Origin of the sequence: Bacillus sp. MYb209 (genome assembly GCF_002975175.1) — a bacterium.
In the GTDB taxonomy this organism is placed as follows: domain Bacteria; phylum Bacillota; class Bacilli; order Bacillales; family Bacillaceae_G; genus Bacillus_A.
Map to the genome: position 1 here is coordinate 599995 of NZ_PCNZ01000001.1, position 20428 is coordinate 620422.

Here is a 20428-nt window from a genome sequence, read left to right on the forward strand (position 1 = left end):
ACGCACGGAAGCGCGTCAATTGTTTTCAGCTAAATAAAGGGAGGTTTTTCGAATGGGTAAAAAGAACAAATCAAAACGTTTTATCCAGCAAGGAGCCGATGCTGTTATGAAGCATGATGCAAGATTCCCGTACAGAGGTACATTAGCTGAGGCAGAAAAAGCAAGAAGTAACTCTTCTCTTGGAGGGGTTTAAATGGGGAACTTACTATTCCAACAAGCTAGAGACGCTGTTGCAAGTGCCGTTTCTTGTTCAAGTGGCGCTGAACAACAGGAACTCGTTTATAGAGCAAAAAACTCTTTGCACTCTGCTTATGCAAACTCTTCAACTGCTGAAAAAGTTCAGCTACGTGAAATGCAGGAGCAATTGCAAAACATTACGAATTTGCATTAAAAAAAGAGGACCAGCTTTGGTCCTCTTTACTCTTTTCGAAACAATCCAAACACTCCGACCGTTTGCAGTACATTTGTAAATGCAAACGGGTCCACTTGTTTAATAACCCTCTCTAATTCGTACAACTCGTAACGAGTAATAACAATCATTAACATTTCTTTATTTTCATTTGTATAAGCACCTGTTGCCGGTATAGTTGTAATCCCTCTCACTAAGCGAGAGTGGATCGCTTTTCGCACATCTGCCCCATTCTTTGTAACAATTAATGCCGTAATTTTCACATGACGTGTATGAATCGCATCAATAATTCTCGTTGACACATACAAAGTGACCAAAGTATATAATGCTTTTTCCCATCCATATACGTAACCAGCAGCGATAATGATAATTGCATTAAAGAAGAAAAAATATGTACCGACAGGTTTATCTTTTATCTTTGATAAAATCATAGCGATAATATCTAAGCCACCTGTAGAAGCGCCCCACTTTAAAGCAATCCCTACCCCGATTGCTGAAATAACCCCACCAAACATCGCATTCAATATTATATCGTCCGAAACCGCTTTAACTGGGATAATTTCTAAAAACAGAGTCATAAATATAACGCAAAGAAAACTAAAAAATGTAAAAGCCTTCCCAACCTTTTTCCACGCTAAAATAACGACAGGAATATTAAATAAACTAAACAACACCCCCGTCGATATATGAATAGATAAAAAGTCACCTAATATTTGTGATAATAATTGAGACAATCCAGCAAAACCACTCGCATACACTTTCGCTGGTGTTAAAAATAAATTCATCCCAATCGCATTTAATAAACCCGCAATAATTACAACGACTAACTTCTTAATAAGTTCAGTATAATTCAGCTTCAAATCCATTTCTAATCCACCTTTAGTATTCATGAATGTACCGCTATACATAGTCTTTACGAAAAAGGAAATGATAAACATACAACGTTTAGAAATGGAGTTGATACATATGCCACATACGAGCGATAACGACAAAAAAGCGCGCGACAATAATGCAAAGCGCACTCAAAAAAATGAACAAGAGCAAAAAAATATTCAGCAAGGAAAACGTGCATATTCTAAGAAAACTGATCACCTTTGATTACATCGTACATCAACGTTAATGTTGATGTACTTTTTTTACATTTTACAGGGAAAAAACATTGAAAATTCACTTCATGTTCACTTCTATATTCTACAATAGCGATAACATATTCAGATGAGGTGTTAGCATGAGAGGAAAAAGTATATTCATTATCACTGCACTAATAAGTATATTAATGCTATCTGCTTGCGGACAAAAAAATGACTCGGCCACAATCGCTACAACAACAAACTCAACCATTACGAAGAGCGATTTCGAAAAACAATTGAAAGATCGATACGGAAAAGACACGCTATACGAAATGGTAGCACAAGATGTTATTACTAAAAAATATAAAGTATCTGATGATGCAGTAGATAAAGAAGTAGAAAAAGCAAAAAAGCAATATGGAGAACAATTCAAAGCAACACTAGAAAATAATCGTTTAAAAGATGAAGAAGATTTCAAAAATCAAATTAAATTCAAACTTGCATTGAATGAAGCGATTAAACAAAGCGTTACAGAAAAAGATGTGAAAGACCACTATAAACCAGAAATTAAAGCTAGTCACATTTTAGTAAGTAACGAAAATGAAGCGAAAGAAATAAAGAAGAAATTAGATACCGGCACTTCATTTGAAGAATTAGCAAAACAAGAATCTCAAGATTTCGCATCAAAAGATAATGGCGGAGACCTCGGATACTTCGGGGCAGGCAAAATGACACCTGAATTTGAAAAAGCTGCCTACAAATTAAAGCCCGGCCAAATTAGCAATCCCGTAAAATCACCAAACGGCTATCACATTATTAAACTAACTGATAAAAAAGATTTAAAACCTTACGATGAAGTGAAAGACTCAATACGCAAAGACTTAGAAGAAGAACGTATTGCCGACCCTTCCTTCGGTCAAAAATTATTACAAGGTGAATTAAAAAAGGCGGATATTAAAATAAATGATAGTGATTTGAAAGATACATTTTCTCATCTTTTTTGAGAAAGGGAAATAAAAAACGAGGGTGCAAACTTTTTAAACAGTATGCATGATGATAAATGAAATTATATCGATTTACCTACAAAAAATGACAATATAAAGAAGGAGGCTGTTCAAGCAGCTCCTTCTTTTATTCTTTCATTAATACTTTTAGCTTTTTCTTCAAGCTTTTATAATGCCAATTGATGTGATTTAGTTCTACCTCTACTTCGATTAACATATCTATTAAATCGTCTTTATTTTGCTGAGAATTCATCATATTCTCAAGCAATTTTTCGAAGCTTTGACTACTCTCATATATATCATTTAAATCCATGGCTACTATTTCACGTTCTTTTTCAGGCGATAGTACTGAAAGGCGCTCTATTAATTGTTCCAGTACATTATCTTGCACTATCATGCCTCCCTTTTAATCCAATGCTTATACCTCTTTCTTTAACAGATTATATGCACTTCATAATTAACCACGGATACCACAATACCTCTTCTACCTCAATTTCCCCATCATCAATTAAATGGATAATCTGCTTTGCATCTTCATAATTATCAACAAGTGATAATTCATTTAATTTCTTACCAAAATCCTCTTGTAAATTATTATGAATAAAAGAATAAAAATTATTGTTACTAAAACCACATATATCAAATCCTAATATTTCATCGTTCTCAACACAAAACGGCAATGATTTTTCAAGAAAATCATATATGGAAACTTCAAAATCATTTTCTTCTCGCTCATTCATTAAGAAATCCGTCCGATACTCTTCTGAAAGATACAAACTAATAATCTCCAGATTTTCTATTCCCTTTAAATAATTCCGCTTAAAAAATCGCGCATCCTTTAAAGATTTAAAAGTATTCGGCCATGCGAACTTTTTTTCTCGCATTAATGTATCTAAAAAAGATTGTCCACTTTCATGCTCCTCTGTACTAATCTTTAACCTTACATTTATCATCTGAGCAATAGGGTCATTTTCATTTGAATTACACCAAGGAAAAAACCAATAATCCGGAAATGTAGGTCGAACCCCATTACATATTGTTAAAATCGTTTGTGATAGCCCCTCAATATTGCATTCTTTATAGATAAGTTCCCTATCGTAGGAAATTATGAGGTATCCAGCGTTATAAAATTTCATATGCACACCTCCTTTCTTTTCAATTAAAAAGTAAACTCAAGCTCTCTTCCATGTAGATATACCTATCTATACCCTTTAAAATATTCCTCTTCCACTGGTGTTCTTACTCCCACTGTCAATTTTTCCTGAACGCAAAAAGAACTACCCCTCCCCTAATAAACTTAGAGAAAAGATAGTTCTTTCTAATTCACTTTATTTCTTAAAGTAAGTCCAGCCTTCTTCTTGGTAAATCTTTTCTTCTTTCATCATTTTACCAAGTGCACGCTTAAATGCAGCTTTACTCATGTTGAAACGTTCTTTAATATCTTCTGGGCTGCTCTTATCCCAAAACGGCATTGCTCCGCCTCGTTCTTCCATATATTCATAAAGTACTGCAGCATCATCTTCCATTCCTTCTTCTTTACGAGGAAGAAGTGAAATGTTAATTGTACCGTCGTCTTTCACGTCAATAATACGACCTGTTATGCGCTCACCAATGCGGACCTGTTCTTTTCTTTCTGTATGGTGTAAGAAAGCACGGAAATGCTCGTCAGTTAGTATGAATGAACCAACTTGAAGTGAGCGATACACACGTCCATTTACGTTTTTATTACGCATAGATGGCGTTGCATCTACGATAATTTCTTGCATATCACTGTCTCTTGCCGGAAGAGCAATTAAACGATCACGATTCGTTAATTTTAACGTACAATATAATTCGTCGCCTTCTTCAGGCCAAACTGGCATATAAATTGGAAACTCATCAAGTGGAATTAGTATATCTTTTGATACACCAATATCAACAAACACACCTAAACTAGGAATAACTTCTACAACCTTTACCCAATTCCAATCATGTGTTGTAATAATTGGTTCCTTCATTGTTGCTGAAATACGATTTTGGTGATCAAGGTATAAGAACACATCAATCGTATCGCCTTCTTCAATTTCTCCAGCTAATTCGTTTTTATGTAGGAAGATTTCTTCCTCTTCGTTTCCAACCATATATCCGATTTCCGTTTCGCGTAAAACAGTTACCTGTTCAATCGATCCTAATTGCAAATACATATTTTTTAATTCCCTTCTATATATATAAAGTTATCTTTTTTATCATTCCAAACAAAAGTTAATTATAACACGATTTTTCCTTTATTTGTCCAACTGCCCAAAATTCACTATAATAAAGTGAGGTTTCATTAATATGTACATAAAACCCTTAAGTCTTAATACGTTTTCCGCTATACTTTAATATGGACAGTACATATCTTGGCTTAGACGTAAAAAGATATTAAATTTATTTGGAGGTGCTAACTATGGCAAAAGACAGTTCTTTTGACATCGTTTCGAAAGTAGAATTACCTGAAGTAACAAACGCAATTAACATCGCATTAAAGGAAATCCAAAACCGATATGACTTTAAAGGTAGTAAAAGTGATATTAAATTAGAAAAAGAAGTACTTGTTTTAACTTCTGATGACGAGTTCAAATTAGACCAAGTAAAAGACGTTCTAATTTCTAAGCTTGTAAAACGTAACGTTCCAATTAAAAACTTGGACTACGGAAAAGTTGAAGCTGCATCTGGTAACACTGTTCGCCAACGTGCAACTCTGCAACAAGGTATCGATAAAGATAACGCGAAAAAAATCAACAACATCATTAAAGAAATGAAATTAAAAGTGAAAACACAAGTACAAGATGACCAAGTACGTGTAACAGCGAAAAGCCGTGATGACTTACAAGCAGTAATCGCAGCAGTTCGCAGTGTGGACTTACCAATCGACGTACAGTTCATTAACTACCGCTAAAAAGAAACCTCCTCTATTCAGAGGAGGTTTTCTACTTATTAAGAGATGCAATATTCTAGGCTGTACACATTTCTAAGAGCAGCACCATATTGCTTTATCAAATGATTTTTCTGGAATATATACTTTATCATTCTCAATTTTGTATTTGATATTGTTTTTCTTTAGAATCTTTGTATCAACAGAATGAACACTATCGCCTCACCGAACAAATTCCCTATCGTCACCGTTGTCCCAAAAATGCAAACTTACGAATACGATAAGAATACATAAACATAGAGCGAACAACTTCTTTCTCCTCAAACATCTCACCTCATCATAAACTATCAATTGATTACCAAAAGAGAGAAGCCCTCATTTCCGTTTCTTTTTAACCGCAATTAAAAAAGCAATAAATAATACGTTCACACCGACTATTAAGGAGATAAATAACCAATTTATACCTGTTTCTTCGCTAACTTTATACACATTCGACTCTTCACGCTTTAAAACGAGATAAAACTGCCCGTTTTCTTCTCTTATAATTTCGTCTTCTAACAATCCTCTTAACTCTTGTTTTTCACCAATTGCACTTACAGGTAAGGAAACCTTTTGCGTTTTTTTCGTATTATTAATCGCTACTAGTGTTACTTCATCTTTATACTTTCGTTTTAATATACTCATTCCATCTTTATCATATAGAAGTTCAAACGTACCACGTCGTAAAGATGGTCTCGTTTGTCTAAGTTCACCTAGCTTCGTTATGTGCTGGATAAACTTTTCATCAGATTTGAAATCCATTAATCGTCTATTATCTGGAGCATCTCCCCCATCTAATGCGATTTCAGTTCCATAATAAAAATTCGGTATCCCCGGGGATGTTAATAAGTAAGTGATCGCTAGTTTTAAACGAGACGGCGGGTAATACATATTTTCTTTTGCAATACGCGCAAATCGCTTTGTTTCTTGATTATCTAAAAACGTAGCGAATTCCTCTTCTTTTCCGCTCACATCATATAAAGATTTCACAGACATATCTGCTTTTGAAAATGACTCTACTATTTTTTTATAGTACTCATTATCTTCCTTTGTCATAATGCGAAAATCTTTCTTTACCTTCTGCAAATCCTTTTGCACTTCATCCCAAAAAGTACGCGGCTTTTTTTCACTATGTATCACATAACTTCCGTCTAAATCGACTTCTTTTATCCACCATTTCATCGAGTCTATTAATTGTTGTTCATTTTCTTCATACGGAAATTGAAAGACAACTTTCATTCCTTTTTTGTGAGCCTCATTTACAAGTTCTTTCACATCATTTTCTGTTCCGAAATGTTCATTTACTTTTTGAAAGTTTCGAACGCCTAATCCATCATACTTTTCACTTTCAAAAAGCGGCGAAAGCATAATAGTAGTAAATCCCATTTCTTTTATGTAGTCCAATCTTTTTATAATCCCACGTATATTTCCGCCCTGATACCCTTCTAAATTACCAACGTCTAACTGTTTGTCATTTTTCGGTTCTCCGTTATTAAAGCGATCAATCATAATGGAATATATAACTTCATCTCGCCATTCCCTTTTTTCTTCCGCAAAAGTATGTACTGGTACAAACAAAATAACAGCTAAACAAAAACAAATGAATAGTTCCTTAGTCCATATTTTTTTCACACGCATCCCCCAAACTTCCAATTGTAAGAATATTATACCAATTTTCAGAACAAATCGCATACGTTGATTTTATTCCTCCAAAATACATCATGTTAGGTTTTCTAACATAAACTAAAAAGTTTTCTGAATTTTTAGTTGATTTTTCTTTTTATTTCGAATATGATATAAAACATAACAATTCGATGTTATTTTTCCTAACATCATAGGAGGAGAGAGAATGAATACGGGAGATACAGTTTTTATTTTTGTAACAACAGTAATGGTCATGTTGATGACACCAGGATTGGCACTTTTTTATGGAGGTATGGTTCGCAGTAAAAACGTACTCAGCACAACAATGCATAGTTATAGCGCAATGGCTATCGTTTCGATTCAATGGATTGTTATCGGTTATTCTTTATCATTCGGACCAGATTGGCACGGACTTATCGGCAATCTCGATTGGTTCGGTCTAAACGGAGTTACCTACGCACCAAACCCAGACTACTCATCTACTATTCCTCACAATTTATTTATGATGTTCCAACTCATGTTCGCTATTTTAACTCCCGCTTTAATTTCAGGTGCATTCGCCGAAAGAATGCGATTTTCTGCCTTTCTTATTTTTATCCTTCTTTGGACAACAATCGTTTACAATCCTGTCGCTCATTGGGTATGGGGCGTTGGCGGATGGCTGAGAGAACTTGGCGCGTTAGACTTCGCTGGCGGTAATGTCGTTCATATCACATCTGGCGTTGCTGGTCTTGTATTAGCTATTTTCCTTGGAAAACGAAAAAACATAAGCGGTACCTCCCCTCATCATTTACCATTTACAATGTTAGGCGCAGGCTTACTCTGGTTCGGCTGGTTCGGTTTTAACGTCGGTAGTGCATTATCTTTAAATGACGTAGCTTTAACTGCATTTATTAATACAAATATAGCTGCTGCTGCTTCAGCTCTAACTTGGATGCTTTCTGAATGGTTCTTCCAATCAAAGCCAACTGCGATGGGAGCTGCTTGCGGGGTTGTTTCTGGTTTAGTCGCCATTACGCCAGCTTGCGGATTCGTTACACCTTTCTCCGCTCTTCTTATCGGAGCAATCGGCGGTATATTATGCTTCGGCGCTGTCTTCTTCTTAAAAACGAAATTCGGATACGACGATACACTCGATGCCTTTGGATGCCACGGCATCGGAGGAACTTGGGGCGGTATCGCAACCGGACTTTTCGCAACAACTTCTATAAATAGCGATGGTGCTAACGGATTATTTTACGGAAACGCCACTCTCCTTTTCAAACAACTTGTAGCAATCGGCGCAACATATGCATTCACGATCATAATGACGTACGCCATTATTAAAGCCATTAACTTCTTCCTCCCTGTTCGCGTCGATGAGCACGAAGAACAAATGGGGCTTGATATTTCGATGCATGGGGAGAAAGCTTATGAGTATACAGAACGAGTAAATTAAACAAAAAAGACGACCGAAAATCAGTCGTCTTTTCCTATTTATTTTGGAGCATTCCCTACATACTGCGAAATATCAACATTTAACGCCCCAGCTAAACGCATTCCGTAGTCATGATTTGCACGGAAGAAGTTACAAATAGCAAGTAATTTCGTGCGTTCATTTACATCTCTTAAGTCATTTGTTAAGTTCGCAATTAAGTTGTCTTGCTCTTCTTTAGAGAATGAACGGTAACGCTCACCCGCTTGTTTGAAGTCATTTGGCTTCTCAATTTTTTCACGAGATACGTAGCCTTCTACTTTCATAGTTGAATCGCGGTAAGTTGGGTCTTCAACTGGATTTTCAGTATGACGGCTCGGTTCGTAGTTTACTGTAGATGGGTTTTGATCCACTTGCATCGCACCATCACGTTGTTGGTTACGAACAGCAGCGTATGGGCAATTTACAGGAATTTGCAAATAGTTAGCACCAAGGCGGTAACGCTGTGTATCTGGGTAAGAGAATAAGCGCCCTTGTAATAATTTATCTTCAGATGCTTCAATACCATTTATAGTTGCACTTGGCGTGAACGCCGCTTGTTCTACTTCCGCGAAGAAGTTTTTCGGGTTACGATTTAACGTCATTGTCCCTACTTCTATTAATGGGAAGCGATCTTCTGGCCAAACTTTCGTTGGATCTAATGGATCGAAATCTAAAGAATCCGTTTCATCTAGTTGCATTACTTGTACGTGTAAATCCCATTTCGGATGGTTTCCTTTTTCGATTGCATCGAATAAGTCACGAGTTGCATGATTGAAGTCTTTACCTTGTACTTGCTCCACTTCTTTCGCACTTAAATTACGTACGCCTTGCTGTGGTTTCCAGTGGTATTTAATGTAAACAATTTTACCTTCTGCATTAATCCATTTAAATGAATGGACACCGAAACCTTCCATTTCGCGATAATTTGCCGGTGTACCGTAATCAGAAAATACCCATGTCATCATATGTGTAGATTCTGGAGTTAACGTCATGAAATCCCAGTAACGATCTGGTGTTTGAACATTTGTATCAGGTGCTGGTTTTAAAGAATGCACCATGTCTGGGAATTTAATTGCGTCACGAATGAAGAAAACAGGTAAATGGTTACCTACGATATCGTAGTTTCCTTCTTCTGTATAAAATTTAACAGCGAACCCGCGCGGATCACGAGCTGTCTCTGGAGAACCTTGACCATGAATAACCGTTGAAAAACGAACGAATACAGGTGTTTCCGTTCCTTCATTTTGTAAAAACGCTGCTTTCGTATATTGCTTCATGCTGTTTTTCGTTACGAATACACCGTGAGCACCTGCACCACGTGCATGCACAACACGCTCTGGAATACGTTCACGATCAAAGTGAGCAAGTTTTTCTACTAAATGATAGTCTTCTAACAATACCGGTCCACGGCGACCAGCTGTACGAGAGTTTTGGTTATCTCCAACTGGAGCGCCTTGGTTTGTTGTTAAGCGATTCTTTGGATTCATCAAGGGGATCCTCCTCTTTCTTTCGTAGTAATTATTATTTATTTAAAATTATTATAAACTAATTATTATTCAAAAATAAATCCTTGTCAACTATTTCCTTCATTTTTTTGGAAACAATTTCAGCTAAACAATCAATAAATACAGATTTTGAATTGGGCATATTTAGTCTACAATATGCGGTATTTAATTCATCAGTTACAACTTTACATTCATAATCGTTGTCATATAAAACTTCTAAATGGGGCAATGTGCTTTAAACCTAAGTAACAAACAAATTCATACTCTGTAAACATTTTATTCATTGAATCTGTTAATTTATGCGCCTGCTCTTTCGTTATTTTCGCAATTGATGAAATTCCACCAATTGCTTTATACCGTCCGATTAAATCTTGGAGCGCTTCTTCAGACGCCTTACGCCCGTGACGAATGTGAGTATACATCCTCTAATAACTCTGGCGTTCCATACGCCATCACAAGCAAACCTATTTTCTTCTTCGTCATCTATATAACATCTCAATTCTGGAAATGAGAATCTTTTTCAAGAACATTCGTTTCCAATTATAACAAGTAATAATGAGTTCGTCAAAATAATAATTCTAAATAAACATTATTTATAATATGATTTTTAATTTAATTTAACAATTCCTTTAATATTAATTACCATCATAGGAAAAGCGGCTCACACCAATCTGTAAGCCGCCCTTTTCCCTATTCTTTTATATTCACTCCATACTCTTTAAACCAAACATGAATTTGTGCTAAATGAGCTAAAAGTTGCGGCCCAGTCATTAATTGCCCAAACCAAGGTTTTTGAAATGCACTGCCGCCAGACTCGATCAATCCGCCCAATTGCTCTTTATCGAACAATTCATGCAAAATGGAGCCTTTATCCGTTAATAAATCTTGGAGCCATACTGTGACTGCTTTCGTATAGTGCGGATTATGCGTTTTCGGATACGGGCTTTTCTTTCTATACAATATATCATTTGGAAGTAAACCTTCTAACGCTTTACGCAATAGACCTTTTTCGCGGTTTTTATACATTTTCATTTCCCAAGGAATATTCCACGCATATTCGACAAGTCGGTGGTCCGCAAATGGAACGCGCACTTCTAAGCTTGCCCCCATACTCATACGGTCTTTTCTATCTAATAATGTTGTCATAAACCATACCATGTTTAAATAAAATAATTGTCGTCTCTTCGCTTCTAATGGGCTTTCTCCCTCTAAAATAGGGACTTCTTGAATGGATTCTTCATAGCGGCGCTGTACATATTGTTGTAAATTTAATTTATTTCTCCATTCTTTCTTTAGAAGTTGTTCACGCGCTTCTGTAGAACGCATCCACGGAAATGCACTTGATTGTAAATCATCTTCTCTATAAAACCACGGATAACCACCGAATATTTCATCTGCACATTCTCCAGATAAACCGACGACAAAATCTTGTTTTATTTCACGACAAAACCATAATAAGGACGAATCAATATCTGCCATACCAGGCAAATCACGAACGAGTACTGCTTCTGTTAAATACTGTGCTAGTTGTTCATTTGAAATGACACAGCGATGGTGGATTGTTTGAAACGTCTCCGTCATTAAGTTAATAAATGGTGCATCTGAATTTGGCTGAAATGCATTCGCTTTAAAGTATTTGTCGTTATCTTCATAATCAATAGAATACGTGTGTAATTGCCCTTTTCCTGATCTTTCATACTCTTTTGCAGCTATTGCTGTTATAGCACTTGAATCTACACCGCCTGATAAAAAAGTGCATAGTGGTACGTCAGAAACTAATTGTCTCGTAATCGCATCTTGTAATAAAAAACGAGTTTTTTCTACTGTTTCTTCAAATGAATCTTCATGTTTTTTACTTTCCACATTCCAATATCTCCATATGCATAAACCGTCTTTTGAGAACGTCATTGCATGACCCGGGCGCAGTTCTTGAATACCAGCATATATACCGTGACCAGGCGTTCTAGATGGTCCGAGGCCGAATATTTCTGACAACCCTTCTAACGTTACTTCCGCCTTCACATCTGGATGCGCTAGTATCGCTTTTAACTCTGAACCAAATAATAATCGTCCGCTATCATATTTATAAAATAGTGGCTTCACACCTAATCGATCTCTGGCAATAAAGACTCGTTCATTTTTCTCATCCCATACTGCAAACGCATATATACCGTTTAAATGATCGACACATTCTTCTTTCCATTCAATATAAGAGGCCAATAGTACTTCTGTATCAGAATGTCCTTTAAATGTATATCCTCTTCTTAATAACTCTTTGCGAATATCTTCTGTATTGTAGAGCTCTCCGTTATAGCAAATCGCATAACTAGTTTCATCTTTCAAACAAGTCATGGGTTGTTTACCACCTTCAGGATCTACAACGATTAACCGTTTATGCCCAAATGCAACGTTCCCTTTAATCCAAACTTTATTATCATCTGGACCGCGTTTCGCTAGCGTTTCCGCCATCTTCGTCACGATGTCCCTTTCCCCTTCTAATGAGCGCTTATAATCCACCCATCCTGTAATCCCGCACATAAAAATCATCCTTCCTAATCTAATATCTGTTTCTGAACGTGCAGTAATCCCCACCCTATGAGTGCGGATACATAAAAACAACAAACTTGACGATAACTAACTATCCATATATGGAATAGCAGTTTCACAGTGTAAAGCGTGTTTTATTGTATGCCCATCTATCTTTAGGTGTGTCTAGTTATAAAGAACGTACGAACTGTCCATAACAAGAATAACTACTTCTATAAAAGGAGAAATGAACTATGGTACAACGCAAACATATTTTGTATAACCAACCGCGTGCTCATTCAATCGGTAATGTGGAATATATAAACAACGAGTGGATATTCTTTGATGATGAAAATGATGAGGCTTTTCTATTAGAAGATATTGCCGAAGATGGTTTTGAAATTTTATATAACAACAATTGGCTACCAGCTCGTTTTTATGAACAAAACATATTGCAAATTGCAAATGAACAACATTCTCTCCAAAACGGGGAAATGATACGAATTCGAAAAAAATTACTTCTTAGCTATAATGAATGGCTTGAGGAGTTACCTGACTCTGTCTTTACATTATTAACCGAATCATTGCAATCACTTCATTACTCTTTATACGATTGCATGTATTGTCATAATTATTTATCATTCTTACCGAAAGATGAAGCAGGCGAAGGAGTAAATATTCTTTTGTTCGATAACGAAGAAATGATTTGTACATTGCAGCATCATTTCGTACGCCACTCTTCCTCTAATAAAAATATTTTGCGATTTACGAAAGTAAACGGAGAAGAGCTGCATCTCGATGCGACATAAAGTGAAACTTTAATCAGCGGGGGTTTTGTTCATCCCCACTGATTATTAGCCCTCACCAATCGGGCGTTTACGGGCAGCAGGCCCCCACCTAACTTCTTTGCTCCAGCCGAATTTTGAGGTGGGAGTTTTACTGCCCACAAATAGCGGGATAAAATAAAAAAACCACCTTATCTCTCAAATATTTGAGACTATAAGGTGGTTTTATTTTCAATTAAAATACTTGCCAGCCAATTGGTAATTTCAAACCAAGATAAAATACCGCTACTAGCGCGATAACAAATAATCCCCAAAATGCCCCTGTTGCCTTGTTTTTGCTCATTTTTACAAGAACCATTTCCATTCCACCGATAACTAAAATACCAGCTAGCATTTTCATGCCGTACCACATGTGCATGCTACCTGTTGCTGTCTTCACAATACTCATGTACAACATAACACCTGTCACAATAATGATAATGTACATAAGGCGAAGCCCCATATGTACACCTTTACCTTTTCTTCCTGCTGAATAAAGTGAATACGCAACGAAGAATAAAATTAACCCTAACGCCCATGCTGTAATATGCATATGTACCATCGTATCCCTGCCTCCTCTTTTCACACTTTTTCACTCTATATGATAACATGTTCATTTATTTTCAGGAAATGTTTCGCTTTTTTATATTTAAATGCTATAATATTTAGAGTATTTACAAACTTCTTGTAATAACAAAAGGGGGAACAATCATGATTCAAACTAAGGATATTATCGAACTTACAGACACATACGGGGCAAATAACTACCATCCACTTCCAATCGTTATTTCTAAAGCAGAAGGCGTTTGGGTAGAAGATCCTGAAGGAAACCGCTATATGGACTTACTAAGTGCATATTCTGCAGTAAACCAAGGTCATCGTCATCCAAAAATCATTAACGCTTTAATTGACCAAGCTAATCGAGTTACGTTAACTTCTCGTGCTTTCCATAGTGATCAATTAGGTCCTTGGTACGAAAAAGTTGCGAAACTAACAAATAAAAATATGGTACTTCCTATGAATACAGGTGCAGAGGCTGTTGAAACTGCAATTAAAACAGCTCGTCGCTGGGCTTACGATGTGAAAAAGGTAGAGGCAAACCGTGCAGAAATCATCGTTTGTGAAGATAACTTCCACGGACGTACAATGGGTGCTGTTTCTATGTCATCAAACGAAGAGTACAAGCGCGGCTTCGGTCCAATGCTTCCTGGCATTATTGTAATTCCTTACGGTGATTTAGAAGCGTTAAAAGCTGCGATTACACCAAATACAGCTGCATTCATTTTAGAGCCAATCCAAGGTGAAGCAGGAATTAACATTCCACCAGCTGGTTTCTTACAAGAAGCTTTTGAAGTATGTAAAAAAGAAAACGTTTTATTCGTAGCAGATGAAATCCAAACAGGCTTAGGCCGTACTGGTAAAGTATTTGCTTGCGACTGGGACAATGTAACTCCTGACATGTACATACTTGGTAAAGCACTTGGCGGCGGCGTATTCCCAATCTCTTGTGTTGCAGCAAACCGCGACATTTTAGGCGTATTCGAGCCAGGTTCTCACGGTTCTACATTCGGTGGTAACCCACTTGCATGTGCTGTTTCTATCGCAGCTCTTGAAGTATTAGAAGAAGAAAAATTAACAGAGCGTTCTCTTCAATTAGGAGAAAAACTAGTTGGACAATTAAAAGAAATTGATAACCCAATGATTACTGACATTCGCGGTAAAGGTTTATTCATCGGCATCGAATTAAACGAGCCAGCTCGTCCTTACTGTGAACAACTAAAAGCAGCTGGGCTATTATGTAAAGAAACACACGAAAACGTAATTCGCATTGCACCACCTCTAGTAATCTCTGAAGAAGATTTAGAGTGGGCATTCCAAAAAATTAAAGCTGTACTATCTTAATCATAGTGAGGTTGTCCTAAAATATAGGACAACCTCTTTCTTTTTTTAGTAGTTTACCGTAAAATAAAATTGAATATTCTGTTTTTTGTGAAAGGAGGGTAACTGTATGCTGTTGAAATACGGTAAACACATTAACTATTTAGCTACAATTTTTATTTCTATTGCATTCATCGGCTTCATATTATCTACAACTTTACTCAGTCATTATTCAACTCCTAATACATTCACACTACTTAAAACATCATTTTGGACTGCTGTTTTCCTTACAATTATCGGTTTTGGCCGTAAGAGAAGCTCACTTGCAGTTATGCTAATTGGAATTTGCACTTTAGCATTAATCGGATTGTATATTTTCGCCATTATAGATTACTCCGTTAATCCACGCCCATAGAAAAGAGCTATCTTTTCACAAGATAGCTCTTTTTTCATTTCACTATATTTCTTAGCGTACCAATTCCCTCTACTGTAACAACAACTTCATCACCAGCATGCAAAAACTTCGGTGGTGTAAAACCTTTACCAACACCAGCTGGTGTCCCTGTTGCAATGATATCTCCTGGTTCTAATGTCATGCCTTTACTTATAGTTGAAATAATTTCTTCTACTGAAAAAATCATTTCTCTCGTATTTGAAGTTTGCCTTACTTCTCCATTTACCACTGTTTCAATGTGTAATGCATTCGGCGTTCTAACCATCGATTTATGAATTAAATACGGTCCCATCGGACAAAATGTATCGAAACTTTTCCCTAGGAAAAATTGTTTATGTTTCCTTTGAATATCCCGAGCAGTTACATCATTTATAACTGTATATCCAAAAACATGATCAAGAGCTTTTTCTATTTTTATTTGTTTCCCTCGCTTACCAATAACGATTGCTAGTTCACCTTCGTAATCAAGTTCATTCGTTGCGTGAGGGTGACCATTAATTTGCTCATCAATTCCGATCACTGTTGTTGGCGCCTTTGTAAAAATCATTATATTTTCAGGGATAGACTCTACTCCGCCCATTTCTAACGCATGCTCACGATAGTTTTTTCCCACACAAAGAATATTTTTTCTCGGCCTCGGAATCGGTGCTAATATTTTCACTTCTGTTAATGGATAATATGCCGTTTCCCCGTTTTCCTTCGCCCAATTTACAATATCACACACTTTCGCGAGGCATTCACTTCCTCTTTCAATACACTCTAACATTGTAATTGGGATTGTAACCTTTTCACCTTTTTGTCTTTGCGCTTCTCTTAAATGTAGTACCTTTTCTTCCTCTTCATCAACAATACCAACAAATACCTTCTCTTCTTTCTTCGCCGTTACAAAACGCAATATTTCCACTCTCCATCCTAAAACTCATACCCTTTAATTGTATTCGCATCCTTCAGAAAAAAACCTTCTCCCGCACGCTAATTTTTACAATATTCCTCCCTCCTTATATTCGTTCCTCATTCGTTATTTGACATAAAATGTAGAAATTATACTTTTTTTAGCGAAGATGTTTCTTTTTTATGGAATTTTTGTATAATATGTACTACATATATACATAAAATTTATTGAGAGATGGAGCCGATTTCAATGTTTGAGCAAGCTATCGAAAAAAAACGCGAAAAAATGATCTATTTTGCTGAACGCTACGGAATGACTTCTCAAAAAACAGTGGATTGTAGCCAGGAATTGGACAGGCTCTTAAATGTTGTTTGGCCTATACACTCAGATTGCACACACACTCAAATGTTCGAAACACATACGCAATAACGTATGTGTTTCTTTTATTTCAAAAAAATACACATTTTATTGAAAACGCCCATACAATAGTAGAAAAGAAAATTTTAAAAACGAAAGGTGTTTTGTATGCCAGCTATGGTCGGACATATTCGTATCGTTAATATTGGATCGAGTGGTATTTTTCATATTGGAGATGTATTTGCGATTAGGCCTATTAGTTATTCACGCGCTTTTGCCGGAGCCGGTTCATTTAATGTTGGGGATAACATCTCTGTCTACAATTATCAAAGCTCAACGACTGTCAATGATTCAGATGTAATTGATCAAGCAATAATCGGTTCGAACTAAAGGAGGCGATTGCATTGAATTTTTATGTGAACCAAAGTATCATCATTAACAGCATTAAAATCGATAGCATTACGACCTCTTCCGTTTTTCAAATTGGAACTGCAGGTAGTATTAAGGCTCTTTCTAAATTCTCAAATTCTGGCGGATTTACAGAACCTCTTCGCCCTTTACATGCGAAAGGACAAATTATTTCTATTAAACCTTCAACTAGTTCTTCTTAGACCATCCTTATCATAAATATATAGCATTAATGTACCCTCCCTATTGAAAAGGAGGTTTCACAAAATGAATCAAGATATATACACTTACCTACACCAACTTCAGCAAGCTCTCCAAATACAGCAGCAAACTATTCTAAATCTTGAAGAACAAGTTCGCCTACTACAAGAAGAGCTTAATGAGTTAAAAAGTCGTCCCTCCTCTTCTATAGGAAAAGTGGAATATAAATTCGATCAATTAAAAGTAGAAAATTTAAATGGCACTTTAAATATTGGCTTGAATCCATTTTCATCAAAGGGGCAGCAAATTGAAGATTTTCAAGTGGATACAGAAACATTAAAAGTAAATCCTGAAACAGAAACAAATCCAGACTTTTATCAAGGTATCCTTCAAGAAATGCATCGCTATTTAGATGAAGAAGCATATAGTCGAATTCTTCATTTTGAACAAGAAGAGAGGACGCCGCTTGATGAGATGTATCGACAAATGATGGTGGATGACATAAAAAAACAGATGGAACATAGACTTCCGTATTATTTATCACAAGTTCAATCGTATGAGGGTATTTCCACAGATCCCGATTATTTACGAGACGTCATTATTCAAGCAATGAAACAAGACATTGACAAAGCCTTTCTTTCCTTTATTCAACACATACCAGGCAATTTCCGAAAGGAGTAAGTATGTATGAATTTAAATGTTGTGAACCGCGAGTTAAAAGTAGGGCAGATTAAAATGAACGGGGTTTCTTCTTCCGCATTATTTTTAATTGGAGATGCTAACCTTCTCATCCTTTCTTCTATTCTTGATACGCCATTCGAATCCGTTACAGAGGGGCCATTTGTACCATTAGTAACAGCTGTCCCTACGACTCCAGGTTGAGGAGACTCAAAATTATGTTACATCATGTTTCAGTTGTCCAAAATGTTTCTATTATTTCTTTGGGGATTGCTGCAGTATTTCAAGTTGGTGATGCAAATCAAATGGAATTAAAAAGCAGGGCGCTTTTGGTTCATCGGGAAATTCCTTGTTATTTAAAAGGAGAAGGTCGCTTAGATGCTTTTGAAATTTTCACAGATGAACACATTACTATTCCAAAGCGAACCACAGATGTAAAAGTAAATATTATAAATGAGTGTCCTTTTATTGAAGTAAACAACGTTGAAGTGCGGACACTTTTAAGTTCTGGTTGCTTTCAAATTGGAAATATTGATTATGCTTTTAATAACTCTCGTATTATGCAAATCCGCCAATTTATTACTGATGAACCTTCCTCTAAATAATTCATATAGTAATTAAAAAGCTTAGTAAAGTAGGTGGATGGTATGCCTTCGGTTGTAGGAAATCTTGTCGTTCAAAACAGTAACGGCTCTTTCAACTTAGGAGATTTTTATAACGTGTCTCCGAAAGAAAATACGAAAGCTTATAACGGATCTGGGGCTTCCAATGTCGGATTTGTCGTCAACACTTTTAGCGGCGTTAGCGCAACAAATACATTCGATTCGGACGTTGCAGACCAAGACCAGATTGGAACAGCGTAAAAAAACAGCCTTAGCTCTATACAATATAGAGCTAAGGCTGTTGCTATAAAAAGAGTTTCAATCCTTCTTGAATCCACACCCTGATAATAAGCTGTTTTTAACATCTTACATATTTACGTTTGAACCCGAGTCTTCCTCTATCAAGTTCTTTATGAATACTTTCGTAAGCATTTAGAAAACTGCTTTTTTTCTTGTCTCGTTTTAGTTCTACTATGCCTACTTCCTTTGCGGTTTCAACTGCCTTTTCATGTAGCGGCACATATGAAATCCCCACAGTGTTTAGAAAATTATTCATAGCGGATTTCGTTCGTTCTGGCGAATCGTGAATTGTATTTTTCACAACTTCTAGCATATTGGCAATCTTACTTTCGGAAAATTCATTGTCTTTTCGATTCCCTAAAAGCCAGCAGTAGCAACTCCAGCCCGCTGACATTCTTAGTTCGTCACCACTTTCAATCCATTTATCAGCAACGCCTTGTGCAAAATCTGATTCTGATAAAGTTACTGCCACCACATAATCGGACAGCATATAAAAGTACGCCCCATCCATCCAACGATTAAAATCCGATTCATTCATAGTTTTTGGGTCTGCAATAATGCCTGCAAAGTACATTGCATCGTAGTTACCTGTGGCATACAGCTCTTCAGCTAAACTTTGATTTATTTTTATTTTCTTTGCGATTGGTTTCATAGCACCTGTAGCTACGCCAAAAAGTGGATCCTTTGCACCATTAGATATGTATATTTTTTTAGTTCGTTCCTTACCGAGAGTTTCCAGCTCTTGCATTACTGTTTCAAAATCCATAGTGTTGCACTTCCTTCCTTAATATTATAATCAATTCGCTTATATTCTTTATCAAGTTCTCTACACTTCATAAATCCATCTTTTAAATCGTTTCGTCCATCGATTTACGATTTTCAAAATGAGATTTCGTTATACGCCTTTATCGAGCTGATTAATACCGATTATATAAACTAATCATTAGTGAAGATACTACTCCCCACTAATGATTAGTTTTTCTTTATTTAAATGATAATCCCTTATCTTCTAAAGCCGTTCTCAATTTAGGTAAAGATGCCGGTCCTATACCGTGCAGTTTCAAAATTTCTTTTTCACTATACTTTGAAAGTTCTTCTAAAGTATGAATTCCATAATGTTCTAACGCTCGCCTTGCTGGTGCTGAAAGAAGAGAAAGAAAGCCTTCTTTTGGCTTTCTCTCTTTCTCACAGGTTGGGCAAGTTGGACAATCGCTACTTTTGTAGTACTCGTGTCCTTGATCACAAGTTCTTAACGTCGCAATAATCCATAACCCCTCTCTAAGCT

General features: G+C 36.4%; 27 protein-coding genes and 2 pseudogenes. 16 read left to right on the plus strand and 13 right to left on the minus strand.

Features of this window, described 5'->3' with window-relative positions; translation table 11 throughout:
- Window positions 1–52: 52 nt before the first annotated feature.
- Window positions 53–193: a hypothetical protein gene (locus tag CQZ94_RS03330; protein ID WP_002170819.1), complete on the plus strand. Its 141-nt coding sequence runs from the start codon at window positions 53–55 to the stop codon at window positions 191–193.
- Window positions 194–391, plus strand: a complete 198-nt coding sequence (locus CQZ94_RS03335; protein ID WP_098778083.1) for a DUF3813 domain-containing protein — start codon at window positions 194–196, stop codon at window positions 389–391.
- 26 nt (window positions 392–417) lie between these two features.
- Here the strand turns inward: CQZ94_RS03335 and CQZ94_RS03340 are convergent, their stop codons facing one another.
- Window positions 418–1275 carry a YitT family protein gene (locus CQZ94_RS03340; protein WP_142395737.1) on the minus strand — a complete coding sequence of 286 codons (858 nt, stop codon included), beginning with the start codon at window positions 1273–1275 and terminating at the stop codon, window positions 418–420.
- A 100-nt stretch (window positions 1276–1375) separates the two neighbouring features.
- Between CQZ94_RS03340 and CQZ94_RS03345 the strand changes: the two genes are divergently transcribed.
- Together CQZ94_RS03345 and prsA are read left to right on the plus strand one after the other, a co-directional pair.
- Complete coding sequence (locus CQZ94_RS03345; protein WP_001120851.1) at window positions 1376–1507, plus strand: DUF3941 domain-containing protein; 132 nt, start codon at window positions 1376–1378, stop codon at window positions 1505–1507.
- Window positions 1508–1637: 130 nt separating this feature from the next.
- Window positions 1638–2483 (plus strand): peptidylprolyl isomerase PrsA, encoded by an 846-nt coding sequence (gene prsA, locus CQZ94_RS03350; RefSeq protein WP_105584271.1) that lies wholly within the window; start codon window positions 1638–1640, stop codon window positions 2481–2483.
- 127 nt (window positions 2484–2610) lie between these two features.
- Here the strand turns inward: prsA and CQZ94_RS03355 are convergent, their stop codons facing one another.
- From CQZ94_RS03355 to CQZ94_RS03365, 3 genes are all read right to left on the minus strand, one after another.
- On the minus strand, window positions 2611–2874 hold the full coding sequence (locus CQZ94_RS03355) for a hypothetical protein (protein WP_105584272.1): 264 nt from the start codon (window positions 2872–2874) through the stop codon (window positions 2611–2613).
- A gap of 49 nt (window positions 2875–2923) precedes the next feature.
- Window positions 2924–3619, minus strand: coding sequence for a hypothetical protein (locus tag CQZ94_RS03360; RefSeq protein ID WP_105584273.1), 696 nt, complete (start codon window positions 3617–3619; stop codon window positions 2924–2926).
- A 192-nt stretch (window positions 3620–3811) separates the two neighbouring features.
- Window positions 3812–4666, minus strand: coding sequence for a CvfB family protein (locus CQZ94_RS03365; RefSeq protein ID WP_105584274.1), 855 nt, complete (start codon window positions 4664–4666; stop codon window positions 3812–3814).
- A gap of 245 nt (window positions 4667–4911) precedes the next feature.
- On the opposite strand from CQZ94_RS03365, the gene CQZ94_RS03370 reads away from it, so the two are divergent.
- Window positions 4912–5403, plus strand: coding sequence for a YajQ family cyclic di-GMP-binding protein (locus CQZ94_RS03370; RefSeq protein WP_002116984.1), 492 nt, complete (start codon window positions 4912–4914; stop codon window positions 5401–5403).
- Between the two features lie 72 nt (window positions 5404–5475).
- Here CQZ94_RS03370 and CQZ94_RS31605 read toward each other — a convergent pair.
- A pseudogene (locus CQZ94_RS31605) lies at window positions 5476–5703 on the minus strand (hypothetical protein).
- Window positions 5704–5754: 51 nt separating this feature from the next.
- A complete protein-coding gene (locus tag CQZ94_RS03380) occupies window positions 5755–7110 on the minus strand; it encodes an alpha-amylase family glycosyl hydrolase (RefSeq protein WP_105584275.1) in 1356 nt (451 codons plus the stop codon).
- Between the two features lie 157 nt (window positions 7111–7267).
- On the opposite strand from CQZ94_RS03380, the gene CQZ94_RS03385 reads away from it, so the two are divergent.
- Complete coding sequence (locus tag CQZ94_RS03385; protein WP_105584276.1) at window positions 7268–8500, plus strand: ammonium transporter; 1233 nt, start codon at window positions 7268–7270, stop codon at window positions 8498–8500.
- Window positions 8501–8538: 38 nt separating this feature from the next.
- Here CQZ94_RS03385 and katB read toward each other — a convergent pair whose 3' ends face one another.
- From katB to asnB, 3 genes and pseudogenes are all read right to left on the minus strand, one after another.
- Complete coding sequence (gene katB / locus CQZ94_RS03390; protein WP_105584277.1) at window positions 8539–10005, minus strand: catalase KatB; 1467 nt, start codon at window positions 10003–10005, stop codon at window positions 8539–8541.
- Window positions 10006–10063: 58 nt separating this feature from the next.
- Window positions 10064–10506 (minus strand): annotated as a pseudogene (locus CQZ94_RS03395) (ferrochelatase).
- A gap of 207 nt (window positions 10507–10713) precedes the next feature.
- The gene (gene asnB, locus CQZ94_RS03400; protein ID WP_105584278.1) at window positions 10714–12561 is read right to left on the minus strand and encodes an asparagine synthase (glutamine-hydrolyzing); all 1848 of its coding nucleotides are present in this window, start codon (window positions 12559–12561) and stop codon (window positions 10714–10716) included.
- A gap of 242 nt (window positions 12562–12803) precedes the next feature.
- Here asnB and CQZ94_RS03405 point away from each other — a divergent pair, with 242 nt between their 5' ends.
- A complete protein-coding gene (locus CQZ94_RS03405) occupies window positions 12804–13358 on the plus strand; it encodes a DUF2777 domain-containing protein (protein ID WP_105584279.1) in 555 nt (184 codons plus the stop codon).
- A 211-nt stretch (window positions 13359–13569) separates the two neighbouring features.
- Here CQZ94_RS03405 and CQZ94_RS03410 read toward each other — a convergent pair whose 3' ends face one another.
- A complete protein-coding gene (locus CQZ94_RS03410) occupies window positions 13570–13935 on the minus strand; it encodes a YisL family protein (RefSeq protein WP_105584280.1) in 366 nt (121 codons plus the stop codon).
- 149 nt (window positions 13936–14084) lie between these two features.
- On the opposite strand from CQZ94_RS03410, the gene rocD reads away from it, so the two are divergent.
- Together rocD and CQZ94_RS03420 are read left to right on the plus strand one after the other, a co-directional pair.
- The gene (rocD, locus tag CQZ94_RS03415; RefSeq protein ID WP_105584281.1) at window positions 14085–15275 is read left to right on the plus strand and encodes an ornithine aminotransferase; all 1191 of its coding nucleotides are present in this window, start codon (window positions 14085–14087) and stop codon (window positions 15273–15275) included.
- Window positions 15276–15381: 106 nt separating this feature from the next.
- Complete coding sequence (locus CQZ94_RS03420) at window positions 15382–15666, plus strand: hypothetical protein (protein ID WP_105584282.1); 285 nt, start codon at window positions 15382–15384, stop codon at window positions 15664–15666.
- 34 nt (window positions 15667–15700) lie between these two features.
- Here CQZ94_RS03420 and CQZ94_RS03425 read toward each other — a convergent pair whose 3' ends face one another.
- Window positions 15701–16600: a fumarylacetoacetate hydrolase family protein gene (locus CQZ94_RS03425; RefSeq protein WP_181149422.1), complete on the minus strand. Its 900-nt coding sequence runs from the start codon at window positions 16598–16600 to the stop codon at window positions 15701–15703.
- A gap of 246 nt (window positions 16601–16846) precedes the next feature.
- Here CQZ94_RS03425 and CQZ94_RS03430 point away from each other — a divergent pair, with 246 nt between their 5' ends.
- The 7 genes from CQZ94_RS03430 (at window position 16847) to gerPF (ending at window position 19104) form a co-directional block, all read left to right on the plus strand.
- The gene (locus CQZ94_RS03430) at window positions 16847–17026 is read left to right on the plus strand and encodes an aspartyl-phosphate phosphatase Spo0E family protein (protein ID WP_105584284.1); all 180 of its coding nucleotides are present in this window, start codon (window positions 16847–16849) and stop codon (window positions 17024–17026) included.
- A gap of 96 nt (window positions 17027–17122) precedes the next feature.
- Complete coding sequence (gene gerPA / locus CQZ94_RS03435; protein ID WP_002149890.1) at window positions 17123–17344, plus strand: spore germination protein GerPA; 222 nt, start codon at window positions 17123–17125, stop codon at window positions 17342–17344.
- A gap of 14 nt (window positions 17345–17358) precedes the next feature.
- Window positions 17359–17565: a spore germination protein GerPB gene (gene gerPB / locus CQZ94_RS03440; RefSeq protein ID WP_001012505.1), complete on the plus strand. Its 207-nt coding sequence runs from the start codon at window positions 17359–17361 to the stop codon at window positions 17563–17565.
- A gap of 64 nt (window positions 17566–17629) precedes the next feature.
- Window positions 17630–18244, plus strand: a complete 615-nt coding sequence (gene gerPC / locus CQZ94_RS03445) for a spore germination protein GerPC (RefSeq protein WP_105584285.1) — start codon at window positions 17630–17632, stop codon at window positions 18242–18244.
- 6 nt (window positions 18245–18250) lie between these two features.
- Window positions 18251–18445 (plus strand): spore germination protein GerPD, encoded by a 195-nt coding sequence (gene gerPD, locus CQZ94_RS03450; protein WP_016104152.1) that lies wholly within the window; start codon window positions 18251–18253, stop codon window positions 18443–18445.
- Window positions 18446–18459: 14 nt separating this feature from the next.
- A complete protein-coding gene (locus tag CQZ94_RS03455; RefSeq protein WP_105584286.1) occupies window positions 18460–18846 on the plus strand; it encodes a spore germination protein GerPE in 387 nt (128 codons plus the stop codon).
- Between the two features lie 42 nt (window positions 18847–18888).
- Entirely contained in the window at window positions 18889–19104 is a 216-nt protein-coding gene (gene gerPF, locus CQZ94_RS03460) for a spore germination protein GerPF (RefSeq protein WP_001141570.1), read from the plus strand.
- 97 nt (window positions 19105–19201) lie between these two features.
- On the opposite strand, the gene CQZ94_RS03465 is transcribed toward gerPF, so the two are convergent.
- Both CQZ94_RS03465 and CQZ94_RS03470 read right to left on the minus strand, forming a co-directional pair.
- A complete protein-coding gene (locus tag CQZ94_RS03465) occupies window positions 19202–19909 on the minus strand; it encodes a DNA alkylation repair protein (RefSeq protein WP_105584287.1) in 708 nt (235 codons plus the stop codon).
- Window positions 19910–20126: 217 nt separating this feature from the next.
- Complete coding sequence (locus CQZ94_RS03470; RefSeq protein WP_105584288.1) at window positions 20127–20405, minus strand: RNA polymerase alpha subunit C-terminal domain-containing protein; 279 nt, start codon at window positions 20403–20405, stop codon at window positions 20127–20129.
- Window positions 20406–20428 lie beyond the last annotated feature (23 nt).

Bases quoted from the DNA above. Each gene is read 5' to 3' on its own strand.
- prsA (WP_105584271.1), top strand. From the start codon at position 1,638: ATGAGAGGAAAAAGTATATTCATTATCACTGCACTAATAAGTATATTA.
- rocD (WP_105584281.1), top strand. From the start codon at position 14,085: ATGATTCAAACTAAGGATATTATCGAACTTACAGACACATACGGGGCA.
- CQZ94_RS03405 (WP_105584279.1), top strand. From the start codon at position 12,804: ATGGTACAACGCAAACATATTTTGTATAACCAACCGCGTGCTCATTCA.
- CQZ94_RS03380 (WP_105584275.1), bottom strand. From the start codon at position 7,110: ATGCGATTTGTTCTGAAAATTGGTATAATATTCTTACAATTGGAAGTT.
- CQZ94_RS03430 (WP_105584284.1), top strand. From the start codon at position 16,847: ATGTTTGAGCAAGCTATCGAAAAAAAACGCGAAAAAATGATCTATTTT.
- CQZ94_RS03330 (WP_002170819.1), top strand. From the start codon at position 53: ATGGGTAAAAAGAACAAATCAAAACGTTTTATCCAGCAAGGAGCCGAT.
- asnB (WP_105584278.1), bottom strand. From the start codon at position 12,561: ATGTGCGGGATTACAGGATGGGTGGATTATAAGCGCTCATTAGAAGGG.
- CQZ94_RS03360 (WP_105584273.1), bottom strand. From the start codon at position 3,619: ATGAAATTTTATAACGCTGGATACCTCATAATTTCCTACGATAGGGAA.
- gerPD (WP_016104152.1), top strand. From the start codon at position 18,251: ATGAATTTAAATGTTGTGAACCGCGAGTTAAAAGTAGGGCAGATTAAA.
- gerPC (WP_105584285.1), top strand. From the start codon at position 17,630: ATGAATCAAGATATATACACTTACCTACACCAACTTCAGCAAGCTCTC.
- CQZ94_RS03410 (WP_105584280.1), bottom strand. From the start codon at position 13,935: ATGGTACATATGCATATTACAGCATGGGCGTTAGGGTTAATTTTATTC.
- CQZ94_RS03420 (WP_105584282.1), top strand. From the start codon at position 15,382: ATGCTGTTGAAATACGGTAAACACATTAACTATTTAGCTACAATTTTT.
- gerPF (WP_001141570.1), top strand. From the start codon at position 18,889: ATGCCTTCGGTTGTAGGAAATCTTGTCGTTCAAAACAGTAACGGCTCT.
- gerPA (WP_002149890.1), top strand. From the start codon at position 17,123: ATGCCAGCTATGGTCGGACATATTCGTATCGTTAATATTGGATCGAGT.
- CQZ94_RS03345 (WP_001120851.1), top strand. From the start codon at position 1,376: ATGCCACATACGAGCGATAACGACAAAAAAGCGCGCGACAATAATGCA.
- CQZ94_RS03455 (WP_105584286.1), top strand. From the start codon at position 18,460: ATGTTACATCATGTTTCAGTTGTCCAAAATGTTTCTATTATTTCTTTG.
- CQZ94_RS03335 (WP_098778083.1), top strand. From the start codon at position 194: ATGGGGAACTTACTATTCCAACAAGCTAGAGACGCTGTTGCAAGTGCC.
- katB (WP_105584277.1), bottom strand. From the start codon at position 10,005: ATGAATCCAAAGAATCGCTTAACAACAAACCAAGGCGCTCCAGTTGGA.
- CQZ94_RS03340 (WP_142395737.1), bottom strand. From the start codon at position 1,275: ATGGATTTGAAGCTGAATTATACTGAACTTATTAAGAAGTTAGTCGTT.
- CQZ94_RS03370 (WP_002116984.1), top strand. From the start codon at position 4,912: ATGGCAAAAGACAGTTCTTTTGACATCGTTTCGAAAGTAGAATTACCT.
- CQZ94_RS03365 (WP_105584274.1), bottom strand. From the start codon at position 4,666: ATGTATTTGCAATTAGGATCGATTGAACAGGTAACTGTTTTACGCGAA.
- CQZ94_RS03465 (WP_105584287.1), bottom strand. From the start codon at position 19,909: ATGGATTTTGAAACAGTAATGCAAGAGCTGGAAACTCTCGGTAAGGAA.
- CQZ94_RS03385 (WP_105584276.1), top strand. From the start codon at position 7,268: ATGAATACGGGAGATACAGTTTTTATTTTTGTAACAACAGTAATGGTC.